The organism is uncultured Selenomonas sp., from assembly GCA_905372355.1.
Taxonomy (GTDB): Bacteria; Bacillota; Negativicutes; order Selenomonadales; family Selenomonadaceae; genus Selenomonas.
Map to the genome: position 1 here is coordinate 27,762 of CAJPOT010000013.1, position 13,368 is coordinate 41,129.

Sequence of the window (13,368 nt, forward strand, 5' to 3'; positions counted from 1 at the left end):
ATGGGGCTCTTCTTCTCGCGCATGAGGCGAGACCCACTCTTCTGCGTGCTCGCAGCGCTCCTTCTCCTGTGGATCGCCGCGATGTTCGCCGTGCCGCCTTTCCTCCCCTACGACGCCTATACGAACGACATGGGCGCACGCCTCCTGCCGCCGTCGGCAGAGCACATCCTCGGTACGGACCAGCTCGGGCGCGACCTTCTCTCGCGCGTCCTCGTCGGCGGCCAGGCGAGCCTTTCGGCGTCCCTTGTAAGCGGCATCCTCTCTGCCGTCTTCGGCATAGGCGTCGGCGCGGCGATGGCTCTGACGCGCGGCCGCATGCAGCTCATCTCGACGGGAATCGTCGACTTCTTCCTCGCCTTTCCGAGCCGCGTATTCCTCGTCGCGCTCCTCGGCTTCCTGGGGCCGAACGTCGGCAACGTCATCCTCGCCGTCTTCATCACGACGTGGGCGGAGTATGCACGCATCGTGCGCACGATCGTTCGCACGGAGCGCGAGAAGCCTTACGTGCGCTACGCTGACGCGTCGGGCATCCCGTTTTCGCGGCGGCTCTTTCGCTATGTGCTGCCGAACGTCGTGCCGCAGATGTTCGTCTTCTTCTTCCAGCACTTGAGCGACATCGTGCTCATCGTCGCGGGACTGTCGCTCATCGGCATCGGCATCCAGCCGCCGACGCCCGAATGGGGCATGCTCCTCATGGGATCGAAGGACTACATGCAGACGGCGCCGTGGCTCTTGATGTTCCCCGGACTTGCCATCTTCATCACGGTCATCCTCTTCAGTCTCATGGGCGACGAACTGCGCGACATCTTTGAGCCGCGCTGGGAAAGGAGGGGGGAGAAATCATGAGCGAAAAGAACACAGCCGCGCACAGCGCGAAATCCTCGCCGCATCTGCCCTTCCTCGCCGTCGATCACCTTTCCATTGATGTGGCGAAAAAGCGCGTCCTCGACGACGTGTCGCTCGCATTGGAGGCAGGCGAGGCGCTTTCCATCATCGGCGCAAGCGGCTCGGGCAAATCGACGCTCCTGCGCGCCATCCTCGGGCTTCTGCCGCACGAGGGCAAGGCGATCGCGGGCGACATCCTCTACCACGGCGCACCGCTTTTGAAGAACGCCGCGCTGCAAAAGGAACTGGCCGGGCGCGACTTCGCCATGGTCTTCCAGAATCCCGGCAACTACCTGAACCAGAACCTGCGCGTGCGCCGCCAGTACGAGGACTTTCTGCGTGCACACGGCGTTCTCAAGAAGGAGTGGCCGGCCCTGATGGAAGATCGCCTCAGAGCCGTCGGCTTCAGCGAGCCGAAGCGCGTGCTCAGCGCCTACCCGTTCCAGCTGTCGGGCGGCGAGCGCCAGCGCACGGCGACGGCGATCACGCTCTCGCTCTCGCCGAAGCTCCTCCTGCTCGACGAGCCGACGAGTGCGCTCGATCCCATCGCTTCGCTCGAATTCCTCGACCGCATGAAGCTCCACCAGTCGCGCGGCGCGGCTCTCATCTTCGTCACGCACAACATCCGCGCGGGCGCCTACCTCGGCGACCGCCTGCTGATCTTGAAGGACGGGCGCATCGTAGAAACCGGCCCGACACAGGAAGTCATGGAAGCGCCGCAGGAAGCCTACACGAAGGAACTCTTGGCGGCGATCTTGGAGGTGAAGTCATGACGGCAGAAAAGAAGGCAGGCGAAATGCCCGACGTGCACGAAGATATGCGCGCGCTCCTTGAGGTCACGGATGTAAAGAAGGCCTTCGATACGCCGCGCGGCAGGCAAGAAGTCCTGCGCGGCGTATCGCTTCGCCTCGCGTCCGGCGAAGTCTGCGGTATCGTCGGCGCAAGCGGCTCGGGCAAGTCGACGCTCTTTCGCATCATCGCAGGCTCAGAGCTGCCCGACGAAGGCACAGTACAAAAAAGGGGCGTCGTGCGCATGGTCTTTCAAGATCCGCGCGAGGCCTTTTCGCCGCGAATGCAGATGCGCGACTTCTTCCGCACGGCGCTCGAAAAGGCAGGCGAGACGAAAGCTGCGCTCGAAAGCCGCATCCTCGCCATGCTCGCCGAGGTGCATCTCGCGCCCGCCGTCCTCGCCGCCCTGCCGCACCAGCTTTCGGGCGGCGAGCTGCAGCGCGTCATCATCGCGCGAACGCTGCTCCAAGAGCCGGACATCGTGCTCTTTGACGAGCCGACGAGCGCACTCGACGTCATCACGCAGAAGGAAATCCTCGACCTCATCGCCGCGCTCCGCCGGCGCTTCCGCTTCGCAGGACTCTTCGTCGGGCACGAACTCGGCGCCGTGCAGCATGTGGCGGAGCGCATCTATGTGCTCGCGGACGGCCGCTTCGTCGAGACGCTCGCGGCGAAAGACCTCGCCCACGCCAAGCACGAAGCGACTCTCGCGCTGCTGCACGCAAGCGAGCTTCTCGGCTGAGGACGCGCGGTCTTACCGGAGTCTGCCAAGCGGCGTCACCCCGCTTGTATCATAGATTGCAGGGACGCAGAACGACAAAACTGTGCGGCCAAGAGTAAGGGGCTGCACGCAATTCCTTGTCTTTTATCCGTTCCTGCAAGGAGACGGACGCGGAAGCGTCTGAGATTCATTTGAGGAAAATGCTGCTGCATTTTCCACGGGGAGGTTTATTCATGAAACGTATCTTTACCGCAATCTTCCTCATCCTCTCCCTCCTGGCCTTCACGGGCTGCGGCGGGGGCGGCATGAAGAGCAAGCCGGGGCATCTCAATCTCGCCCTTTGGTGGTTCGGCGAGACGCTCGACCCCGCGCACGCCTGGGACGGCTGGACACTGACGCGCATCGGCGCGGGCGAGACGCTCGTCGCCGTCAACGAGCACATGGAGTTCGTGCCGCAGCTCGCCGACAAGTGGGAGAACGTCAATCCGACGACGTGGCGCTTCCACATCCGCCCGAACGTGAAGTTCCAGGACGGCACGCCGATGACGCCCGAGCTGGTCAAGGCATCGCTCGAGCGCACACTGCAGGAAAACGACCGTGCGAAAAAGGCTCTGCACGCGAAAGAAATCCGCGTAGACGGGGAAAACATCGTCATCGAGACGGAAGCGCCCAACGCCTCCTTGATCTCGGCGCTTTCCGACCCGCTCTTCATCATCGTCAACACGCAGGCGGACATGTCGAAGGTCGCCTCCACGCCCGTTCTCACGGGACCCTATACCATCACAGGCTGGACAAAGGGATCGGAGATCCAGATGAAGCGCAACGAGCACTATTGGGACGGCAAGCCCGGGCTTGACACGGTCACGGTCAAGCTCTTCGAAGACGACACCTCGCGCGCCATGGCTCTGCAGTCGGGCGAGATCGACCTCATGCAGCGCATGACGGAAGCAAACCGCAGCCTCTTCGCAGACAAGCCCGATTATACTATCTACGAGACGACAGGCGTGCGCGTCTTCATGGTCACGCCATACCAAGGCGATGGCATTTTCACGGACAAGAACCTCAGAAAGGCGCTCGCCTACATGCTCGACAACGACGCCCTCGCCAAGTCCTACGGCAATTCCGTAGCAGCGGGCGAGCCGTTCCCGCCGAGCGTCCCCTACGGGCACACGGGACAGAAGGTCACGTACGATCCGGCGAAATCCGAGGCGCTCTTTGCGGCGGCAGGCTGGAAGAAGAACGCGCAGGGCATGTACGAAAAGGACGGCAAGCCCCTGACGCTCCGCTTCGCAACCTGGGGCACGAAGACAACGCTCTATGAAGCCATCGAATCGCAGCTTCGTGCCGGCGGCATCGATGTGAAGATGGTTCATGTGCAGGAGCCGGACAAGGTCGATGAAGTCGGCGGCTTCGACCTGCTCGAAGAAGATTGGTCCGTCGCGACGACGAACGATCCGTACCCGTGGCTGCGCGGCATGCTCTACTCGAAGAGCGGCAAAAACACGAACCACAGCCGCTACGCCAGCCCCGCCTTCGACGCCATCATAGACGAGATGGCCACGGCGCTCGATCCCGCACAGAAAGACGCCCTCGTCATGAAGGCGGCGCAGCAGATCATGGAAGATCAGCCCTCAATCTTCCTCATCGTGCCGACGACGACCGTCGTGGGCAAGTCGAACGTCAAGAACGTCAAGATCTTCCCACTCGACTACTATCTGCTGACGAAGGACATCACGGTGGAATGAGCCAGAAACAAAAGAAAATGAAAGGTTGTTGTTCATGAAAAAGTATGTCTGTGGTGCACTTCTCAGCTCCGCCCTCCTCACATCCTCCGCCCTCGCCTCTGCGGCGGCGAACCCCTTCAGCGACGTGCCCGCCGATCACTGGGCGTATGACGCTGTCGCCCAGCTTGCCGACGACGGCGTCATCGAAGGGTACGGCGACGGCACTTACCGCGGCCAGAACGAAATCACGCGCTACGAGATGGCGCAGATGGTCGCCAAAGCCATGGCGAAGGAAGATCAGGTCAATGCACAGCAGAAGGCCATGATCGACCGCCTCGCGGCGGAATTTGCGGAAGAGCTGGGCAACCTCGGCGTTCGCGTCGAAAATCTTGAGAAAAAGGTGGACAACGTGAAGTGGGAAGGCGAGCTTCGCTACGTCCACCTCTCGCACCGCGACGAAAATGCCGCAGGCGCGACCGACAAGCACTCGGTCAACACGCTGCAGCTGCGCCTCCTGCCCGTCGCCACGGTCAACGATCATTGGAAGGTGCGCGCGCGTCTGACCGGATCAGTGAAGCTCGCAGAAGATCAGGCGAGCAACGTCGCCCTAAGCTACCTCTACGCCGACGGCAACTACGGCAATCTGCGCATCCAGGCGGGCAAGATGTCGCACTTCTGGTCGTACTCCGACGACGGCCTCGTCGCCGACTCGTGGTTCTCGGGCGCGATCTTGACCTACGGCACAAAGACGAAGATCATGGTCGAAGGCGGACGCTGGAACATGGGGAACGCCGCCCTCAGCATCTCGGGCAGCGACAAGCTCGGCGGCCGCACGGCCTCGGACTACACGGCGAAGCACTACGGCATCGGCATCGATCATGCGACGGGAAAACTGCAGGCCGGCGTCGCCTACCGCCACTATGATTCGGACGTGTTCCAATTCCTGCCCGCCTATCGCGACGGCGCCGTGACGGACAAGGCAGGCATCCTCTCCGTCGGCGGCAAATACAAGTTTACGAAAGATGTCGCCCTCTCCGCGCACTACGCGAGAAATCTCGAAGCGGACAACTACAACCAGTCGGCGGACGTTCAGCTCAACTACAAAGGCTCGAACGTCGCCAGCCCCGGCTCATGGGGTATGTACCTCGCCTATCGCCACCTCGGCGGCTACAGCACGCTCATGCCAACCTACGAGCTGCACCGCCAGACCTACAAGATCCCCGTGGCGGGCGGCGAGTACGGCACGAAAGGCTGGGTCGTCGGCGCAAGCTACGCGCCGATGAAGAACACGAACATCGACATGGCCTACTTCCACGGCAAGTCGCTCGGAAGCGACCGCAGCGCGAAGACCTTCTACACGCGCGTGCAGATGTTCTGGTAAGGTCTGGGAAATCGCATAAATAAAAACAGGACGCCGCAGGAGGGGAATTTTCCTGCGGCGTCCTGTTTTTATATGAACAGCCACCTTTTTATCTCCATCATTCAACAATAAAATGATGGAGATAAAAAGAACCGATCCTATGCTATAATAGAACGAAAGAAAGGAGGCGACACGCCCATGAAGCAGCGATTCACCTACGGCGTCGTGCATATCGGCTCTGTTCATACGAGCCTCCTCATCGTGTCATTCGCCGCGCTCGACGATGTCGAGATCATCGAGCGCGTGCGCAAGGAGACGCGGTTCGGCGAGGAGGTGTTCCGTCACGGGCGGCTCTCCTTTGACTCGATCCGCGAGCTTTGCCGCATCCTCGCAGGCTTTCGCCGGCTTCTTGCCGACTACGGCGTGACGCAGGTCTTTGCCATCGGCACGTCCGTCCTGCGCGAGGCGGAAAATCGCCTCGGCATCCTCGATCAGATTCGCATCCGCACAGGCTTTATGGTGGAAGTCGCCGACATGACGCAGGAGATCTACTACAAGTTCTTTGCCCTGAGTCACGAGCTTTTGGAGAACGCGGAGAATTTCGGCGAAAAGCCCGTGCTGCTCATGGACATCACGTCGAGCGGACTCGGCCTCACGGGCTGGCAGGGGGGCAGGCTGCTCTTTCAGCAGAACGTCGCGAGCGGCAGCCTGAGCATCCTTGAGCATTTCAGCGAGAAGGAACGCGAGAGCCTGACATTTCCCTCCGCCGTGCGCGACTACATCCACGCGACCCTTTCGCCGCTCTGGCCGAGCATCGAGCATCATGCGATCCGTCATCTCGTGCTCTCGGGACTCGAAGCGCGCACCGTCGCCGCGCTCCTCGCGCCGGGCGCGAAAGGCGCGTATACGTTCGTAGAGGGCGAGGACTTCCTGCGCTTCCTCGACTCCTTCGCGGGGCTGACTCCGCAGAAGCTCATGACGCGCTGCGCCGTCACCGAGAGCCGCGCCCATCTCCTCATGCCGACACTGCTCCTCTACGGCGAAGTCGTGCGTGCGACGCGCGTCAAGGGCATGTTCCTCATGGGCACGACATTTCTCATGAGCTACAGCGTCTATCGCGGCGCACAGCTGGCGGAACTTTCGTGCCTCGCCGAGCAGGAAGAGCGCACCGTGCAGCTCGCACGCACGACGGCGGAGAAGTACGGCTCGACGAGAGAGCACTGTGCGCGCGTCGAGCGGGCGGCTAAGGAGATTTTTTGCGCCTTGGGCGGCGCACATGGGCTTTCCTCGCGCGCACTCTTGCTGCTCAGACTCAGCGCGATCCTGCATGAGACGGGAAAGTTCATCAACCTGCGCCGCTACAGCCGCTATTCCTATCAGATCATCATGGGCACTGACTTCTTCGGCGTTTCCGAGGCGGAAAAGGAAATCGTCGCGAGCGTCGCCTACTATTACAACCGCGAGAATCCCGGCAGCAAGGATGAGCACTATGCGCGCCTTTCGCACGAGCAGCAGGTCACGATGCTCAAGCTATGCGCCATCCTGCGCCTTGCGGACGCGCTCGACCAAGGGCACAGCGGCAAGATCGCAAAACTCTCGGTCAAGCTCTCGAAGGAGGAGCTTTGCGTGCGCTTCGAAGCGGAAGAGGACATCTCCTTGATTCGCTGGACATTCGCACGCGCCGCCGCGCTCTTTCGTGAAATCTTCGGCATCGAGCCTGTCCTGTGCAAAGCGTGAGGAGGAATCGTCATGGACATGTTGAAAAGAGCCTATTTCCTGAACCGCGAATGTTCGTGGCTGAGCTTCAACCAGCGCGTCCTCAAGGAATCGACGCGCGAGGAGAATCCCCTGTTGGAGCGCCTGCGCTTCATCGCCATCGCCTGCTCGAACCTCGATGAATTCTTCATGATCCGCGTCGCCGGCCTGAAGCACCTCGTCGCGAGCGGCGTCGCGCACAAGGACATCGCAGGGCTTTCTCCCGGCGAGCAGATGCTCGCCGTCTCGCGCCAGGCGCACCGCCAATACCGCGCGATCTATCGCTGCCTCGCGCTCGTCACCCGAGAACTCGCCGCAGAGGGCATACGCTTCGTGCGCCCCGAAGAGCTGACGGGGGAGCGGGCGCTGTGGCTTGCGGAGCTTTTCGAGCGCGAGATCTATCCCGTCGTCACGCCCATGGCGCTCGACCCCGCGCACCCCTTCCCCTTCCTCGCGAGCCGCAGCCTGAATCTCGCCGTGAAACTTCGCCGCGCGGGCGAAAGCGCCGAGCATCTCGCCATCGTTCCCGTGCCCGCGCCCGTGCTCGACCGCCTGTGGAAACTGCCGGGCGAGCCGACCTTCCTCTTCTTGGAGGACATTCTGCGCTTCTTCGCCGCACGCTTCTTCACGGGCTGGGAAATCGTGCAGACGGCGGCCTTCCGTCTCACGCGCGACGCCGACCTCGACATCCGCGACGACGTCGAAGATCTCTTGGCAGAAGTCGAGAAATCGCTCGAAAAAAGGCGCAAGGGCGCAGCCGTGCGCCTTGAGGTCGCCGAGGACTTTCCCGCCGATCTCCTCGATTTCCTCAAGGAGCAGCTTTCGCTAGAGGAAATGGACGTCTATCGCGCGAAAGGCCCGCTCGGCGCCGCATTCTTCGCCGCGCTCGCCAATCTCGCGGGCTTCGACCGCCTGCGCTACCCGCGCTTTTCCCCGCGCCCGGCAGAGCTTGCCGCCGAGGGCGACATCTGGCAGGCGATTGAAAAAGACGACATCCTCGTGCACCATCCATTCGATTCCTTCGCCATCGTGGAAGGCTTCCTCGCCCGTGCCGCCGCCGACGAGCGCACGCTCGCCATCAAGCAGACGCTCTACCGTGTCGCAGGCGACTCGCCCATCATCGCCGCGCTCGAAGAGGCCGCGAAAAACGGCAAGCAGGTCACCGTGCTCATGGAGGTCAAGGCGCGTTTCGACGAAGAGAACAACATCCTCATGGCGCGCCGTCTCGAAGAAGCGGGCTGCCACGTCATCTACGGCATCCTCGGACTCAAGACGCACTCAAAGATCACGATGGTCATACGGCGCGAAGAAGACGGCATCCGCCGCTACTGCCATCTCGCGACGGGCAACTACAACGGCGCGACGGCGAAGATCTACACCGATGTCGGCCTCTTCACCGCCGACGTCCTCACGGGCGTCGACGCTTCGGCGTTCTTCAACTTTCTCTCGGGCTTCTCCGATCCGCCCGTCTGGAATCGCCTCGCCGTCGCCCCGCTGACGCTGAGGGAGCGCATCACCGAGAGCATCGAGCGGGAAATCGCGCACGCCAAGCGGGGCGAACGCGCCTACATTGCGGCGAAGATGAATTCTCTGCTCGACCGCTTCATCATCGCCAAACTCTACGAAGCTTCGGCCGCAGGCGTCGAAATCGACCTCATCGTGCGCGGTATCTGCGTGCTGCGTCCCGGACTCAAGGACGTCAGCGAAAACATCCGCGTGCGCAGCATCGTCGGCCGCTTCCTCGAGCACAGCCGCATCTTCTGCTTCTATAACGGCGGCAAGGAGGACGTCTTCCTCTCGTCCGCCGACTGGATGCCGAGGAATCTCAACAACCGCATCGAACTCATGACGCCCGTGCGCAAAAAGGCGCACAAGAAGCGCCTGCTCGCGCTTCTTGCCACATACCTCGCCGACAACACGCGCGCCTGGCTCATGCATCCCGACGGCAGCTACCGCCGCGTGCGCCGCGCCAAGGGCGAAAAACCTCGCGCCGCGCAGGAAGAGCTGATGAAATAATTTCGTTGTGACACTCTGGTTGCTCAGACGGGAAGAAACTGCTATAATGAATCGAAATATCTAGTTATAGAAAAAGTTTCAAGTCTAAAGACCCAAGAGGAGAAAACGAATGTCCAACAAGAAGTTCTCGCGCCCATCCTTGGCGCTTTTTATAGCGATTGCTCTGAGCGGCGGAGCATTCTTTGCGCCGTCCTTCGCCTCTGGGGCGGATGTGACGATCGACAGCACGCATCCGCCCCAGAGGAATGTGCCGAACCCCGATGATCCCAGTACGCCGAACAGTGCGGCGAGCGTCGGGACGGGCAGCGAGGATGCGTCGGGCAACAGCTTGACGGTCGATCGGTATCAAGAGGATACGCTGAGCGTCTTCGGTGGCGTCGCCCGAGGCACGGGAAACGCCGACGGTAATACGGTGCGCATCAAGGGTGCGACGACGGAGATCGCCTCCGTCTATGGCGGCGCGGCATGGGGTACAGGTCATGCGAGAGAGAATCGGGTTCGCTTCGATGCAGGGACGATGTCGTTTGCCGAATGGCTGGTCGGCGGCTACGTCGGACGCAGCGGCAGAGCGGAAGAAAACATCGTCGAGGTGAACGGCGGCAAGGCGGAGTCCCTTTACGGCGGCTTTTCCAACAGCACGAATGCGACGGGGCGAATCCATAAGAATCATGTCGTCATTCGGGGCGGGACGATTGCGGGAAAGGTCTATGGCGGCGTTTTCGGCGGTGCACATGCCACGGGCGATGTGACGCACAACACGGTCACGATCACGGGCGGCACATTGAAGAAAGCGGTATGCGGCGGCTCGCTTGAAAAAGCGGATTCCACAGGCAATGTGGCGCACAACGAGGTCACCGTTGCGGGCGGCGTCTTTCGCGGGGACGTCTACGGCGGCTATACGCGGCGCGGCGGCGCTCTGATGGGGAATATCGTCACGATCACGGGCGGCGAGTTGAACAGCGTCTATGCTGCGTATTCCGCCGGTAATGTCAGCGAGATCAAGGGCAACGTCGTCAACCTCGGCGACGGGAAAAATGAGATGAAGGCGGGCTATCGGATCGCGAAGTACATCTTCGGTGCATCGGGCGGCGATCGTGCCGCCTATGCGGACAATACGCTCAACGTCAAGGCGAGTGCACGGGCGAAGAACATCATCAATTTCGATAAGGTCAACTTCTATTTTACTGATACGCTGCAGCCGCATCTCACTCTGCGCGATTCGACGGGCACGAAGTTCAAGAGCCTCAAGGACATCGCGATCTACGGCTCGCCGAGCACCCCTGCGGGCACGTTGATCGAGAACAACACGTCGGGCGGCATCGTCGTGCGCGACGGCGTGAACGCGGTCGTACGAACAGGCGATACGGCGGAGGTCACGCTGGAAAAGGACGCGACGGGCAGGAAGATTCTCTATTCGCGCTTGATCTTCAAGGGCGCGACGACAGCTGAGAGTGACGGCACACATATATGGGGCGGCCGCTCTGCCATCGGCAACACGACGACGGGCAACGACGTCGCGCTCGCGAGTGGCAGCTATGTGAATGCCTTCGGCGGCTGGACGACGGGCGCAGGCTCGGATGCCGCTGCCGACAAGCTCGGAGACAGCATCGCCAACAAGATTGCCGTCACGGGAACGGCAAATGTCACGGGCACGGTCTACGGCGGCTATACCGATGCCGCAGGCGGCAAGGCGCGGGGCAACACCGTCACGATTGAGAGCGCCGTGCACGATGTCGTCGGCGGCGAAGGCGCGGGCGAAGTCTCGGGCAACATTGTGAACATCCGCGCGAACGCGGCAGCCGTCACGGGCGGCAGGGCTGCGGCGGCGAACGGTAACATCGTGAACCTCGGGAATGTCACGGTCGCTTCCGTCACGGGCGGCGAAGGTGCGACTACAAACAACAACGAAGTCCATCTCAACGGCAATGCGCGAGTCACAGGCGCACTCAAGGGCGGCTCGCAGGCAAGCGGCATGGGCAACACGCTCAGCGTCAAGGGCAAGGGCAACGAGGCGGGGGCAATCACTGGCTTCCAGAAGCTGACATTCGATGCCGCAGGCCTTGCCAAGGATGATACGATGCTCGAAGTCACAGGTACGGGCGAGACCGCGGTCGATTGGGCAAGCCTCACGGCGACGGGCACGGCGGCGAAGCCGCTCACGCTCCTCAAGAATGAGCAGGGCATACGCCTCGCGCACTACACGGGCGCGGCGAAGTCCGAGACGGGCGATGAGGCGGAGACGAACATCGACGTTCGCAAGTCGGGCGCACGCATCACCGCCATCACTTACGAGGGCTATCGCTTCAAGGGAGCGACACAAGCGACACGAGAAGGAAGAGACGCCTACGGCGGCCGCTCCAAGGCGGGCAATTCGACGCGCGAAAACGAGATCGCGCTCGCGAGCGGCACATACGCGAACGTCTATGGCGGCTGGACAAGCGGCGTAGGCACGACGGCTGCGGACAAGGGCGCGAGCTATGAGAACAAAGTCAAGATCAGCGGCACGGCGACGGTCACGGGCACGGTCTACGGCGGCTATACCGATGCCGCGGGCGGCAAGGCGCGGGGCAACGCGGTCATGATTGAGAGCGCCGTGCACGATGTCGTCGGCGGCGAAGGCGCGGGCGAAGCGTCGGGCAACATTGTGAACATCCGCTCGAACGCGGCAGCCGTCACGGGCGGCAGATCCATGGGCGCGGCTTCGAACAACCGCGTGACGCTCGGAAACATTACTGCTACCAGTGTTGTAGGCGGCGATGCCGCGGCGACTGCAGAGGGAAACACCGTCAGTCTCGATGGCACGATCGTCACGAATGATGTCACAGGCGGCAGAGGTGCGGCGGCAAACGGCAACGTTGTGAGCCTCAGCAATACGCACGTCAACGGTGCGATCATGGGCGGCTATGGCACGGCGCAGAGTGACGGAAACACCGTCAGCTTGCAGAATACGGCGGTCAACGGCGCAGTCACGGGCGGCTATGGCACGGCGACGAACGGCAACACCATCCATCTGCGCAACACTGTCGTCAACGGCATCGTCACGGGCGGCACGGCGTCGGGCGGTGTGGGCAACACGCTCTCCGTCTACTACAGTGCAGGCACATCCTCGATCCATGATTTCAAGGGGATCGAGGACCTCCGATTCGATGTCGAGGACGCTCCGACCGACGGCACGGCGCATACCTTGCTCAAGCTCACGAATGTCAGCGGCGGCAGCAAGAATCTCACGAACATGACGCTCGACTTCCGTCGCAGCGGCGCCGCAAGGAAGCTTCAGGCAGGAGATTCATTCACACTGCTGGAGAACACGAGCGGCAAGATCACCGTTGGCGAAGGTGTCACGATGAAGGGAACGGACGGCATCGCGCACGATTGCCTCTTTGCGATTGCGCCCGACCAGGCGCATCCTGAGAAACTCCGGGCGACTGTCACCAAGACGGGCGTTGGCGAGACGGCGAAATCCCCCGTGGAGACGCGTGCGGGGCTCGCGAACTTCGTCAACCAAGGCGCGGACTATCTTGTAGAGAGCGGTTTTACCGCCGCTGAAATGTCTGCCGAAAGTGGTGCGGAAAACGCAAGTGCCGACGACACGGCAGAATCATCTGCCAAGGACACGCAGCGCAGGACGGCCGCCTCAGATTTGGCATCCTATCATCTATGGGCAGGCGCAGGGGCCAATGCCATGCGTGTGGAGAGTGGTTCCCATGTTGACTCCAAGGGCTGGAATCTCGGCGTTGGCTGGGCGCGTGAAGATGCAGCGAAGGGCGGCACGAAGCGGCTCTTCAGCCCCTTCGTCGAATACGGACGCGGCACCTACGATTCCTATCTCGACAATGGCGCACACGGCAGTGGCAAGTTCAGCTATCTTGGCCTCGGTGTCCTGGGCAAACTGACGCAGCAGGACGGCTTGTGGCTCGAAGCCTCTGCACGCGCAGGCCGCGCCAAGAGCGACTACAGCCTGCACGGTGAGAATGCCGGATACGACGGCTCGAATACCTACTATGGCATCCACCTCGGCGTCGGCAAAACCTTCGCGCTGCAGGAGAGCGCCTCCCTCGACGCTTATGTGCGCTATTTCTGGTCGCACCAGGACGGTATGTCGGTGAAACTGCGCGGCT

At 61.9% G+C, this 13,368-nt stretch carries 8 protein-coding genes; all 8 read left to right on the forward strand.

Annotation, left to right across the window (positions count from 1 at the left end):
• The gene (locus QZ177_RS08275; RefSeq protein WP_265070513.1) at nucleotides 1-846 is read left to right on the forward strand and encodes an ABC transporter permease; all 846 of its coding nucleotides are present in this window, start codon (nucleotides 1-3) and stop codon (nucleotides 844-846) included.
• Complete coding sequence (locus QZ177_RS08280) at nucleotides 843-1,658, forward strand: ABC transporter ATP-binding protein (protein ID WP_294176742.1); 816 nt, start codon at nucleotides 843-845, stop codon at nucleotides 1,656-1,658. The genes QZ177_RS08275 and QZ177_RS08280 overlap by 4 nt, the downstream gene beginning before the upstream one ends.
• A complete protein-coding gene (locus QZ177_RS08285; protein WP_294176743.1) occupies nucleotides 1,655-2,416 on the forward strand; it encodes a dipeptide/oligopeptide/nickel ABC transporter ATP-binding protein in 762 nt (253 codons plus the stop codon). Before QZ177_RS08280 ends, QZ177_RS08285 begins: the two co-directional genes overlap by 4 nt.
• 212 nt (nucleotides 2,417-2,628) lie before the next feature.
• The gene (locus QZ177_RS08290) at nucleotides 2,629-4,140 is read left to right on the forward strand and encodes an ABC transporter substrate-binding protein (protein WP_294176744.1); all 1,512 of its coding nucleotides are present in this window, start codon (nucleotides 2,629-2,631) and stop codon (nucleotides 4,138-4,140) included.
• 34 nt (nucleotides 4,141-4,174) lie between these two features.
• Complete coding sequence (locus tag QZ177_RS08295; protein WP_294176745.1) at nucleotides 4,175-5,500, forward strand: S-layer homology domain-containing protein; 1,326 nt, start codon at nucleotides 4,175-4,177, stop codon at nucleotides 5,498-5,500.
• A 177-nt stretch (nucleotides 5,501-5,677) separates the two neighbouring features.
• Entirely contained in the window at nucleotides 5,678-7,216 is a 1,539-nt protein-coding gene (locus QZ177_RS08300) for an HD domain-containing protein (protein WP_294176746.1), read from the forward strand.
• A gap of 12 nt (nucleotides 7,217-7,228) precedes the next feature.
• Nucleotides 7,229-9,250 carry a polyphosphate kinase 1 gene (ppk1, locus tag QZ177_RS08305; protein WP_265070508.1) on the forward strand — a complete coding sequence of 674 codons (2,022 nt, stop codon included), beginning with the start codon at nucleotides 7,229-7,231 and terminating at the stop codon, nucleotides 9,248-9,250.
• Between the two features lie 109 nt (nucleotides 9,251-9,359).
• A partial coding sequence (locus QZ177_RS08310) for an autotransporter subunit beta (RefSeq protein ID WP_294176750.1) occupies nucleotides 9,360-13,368 on the forward strand: 4,009 nt, incomplete at its 3' end.

What these genes read in the sequence shown, in the direction of transcription:
- QZ177_RS08275 (WP_265070513.1), top strand. Translation starts at nt 1, where the DNA reads ATGGGGCTCTTCTTCTCGCGCATGAGGCGAGACCCACTCTTCTGCGTG.
- QZ177_RS08280 (WP_294176742.1), top strand. Translation starts at nt 843, where the DNA reads ATGAGCGAAAAGAACACAGCCGCGCACAGCGCGAAATCCTCGCCGCAT.
- QZ177_RS08285 (WP_294176743.1), top strand. Translation starts at nt 1,655, where the DNA reads ATGACGGCAGAAAAGAAGGCAGGCGAAATGCCCGACGTGCACGAAGAT.
- QZ177_RS08290 (WP_294176744.1), top strand. Translation starts at nt 2,629, where the DNA reads ATGAAACGTATCTTTACCGCAATCTTCCTCATCCTCTCCCTCCTGGCC.
- QZ177_RS08295 (WP_294176745.1), top strand. Translation starts at nt 4,175, where the DNA reads ATGAAAAAGTATGTCTGTGGTGCACTTCTCAGCTCCGCCCTCCTCACA.
- QZ177_RS08300 (WP_294176746.1), top strand. Translation starts at nt 5,678, where the DNA reads ATGAAGCAGCGATTCACCTACGGCGTCGTGCATATCGGCTCTGTTCAT.
- ppk1 (WP_265070508.1), top strand. Translation starts at nt 7,229, where the DNA reads ATGGACATGTTGAAAAGAGCCTATTTCCTGAACCGCGAATGTTCGTGG.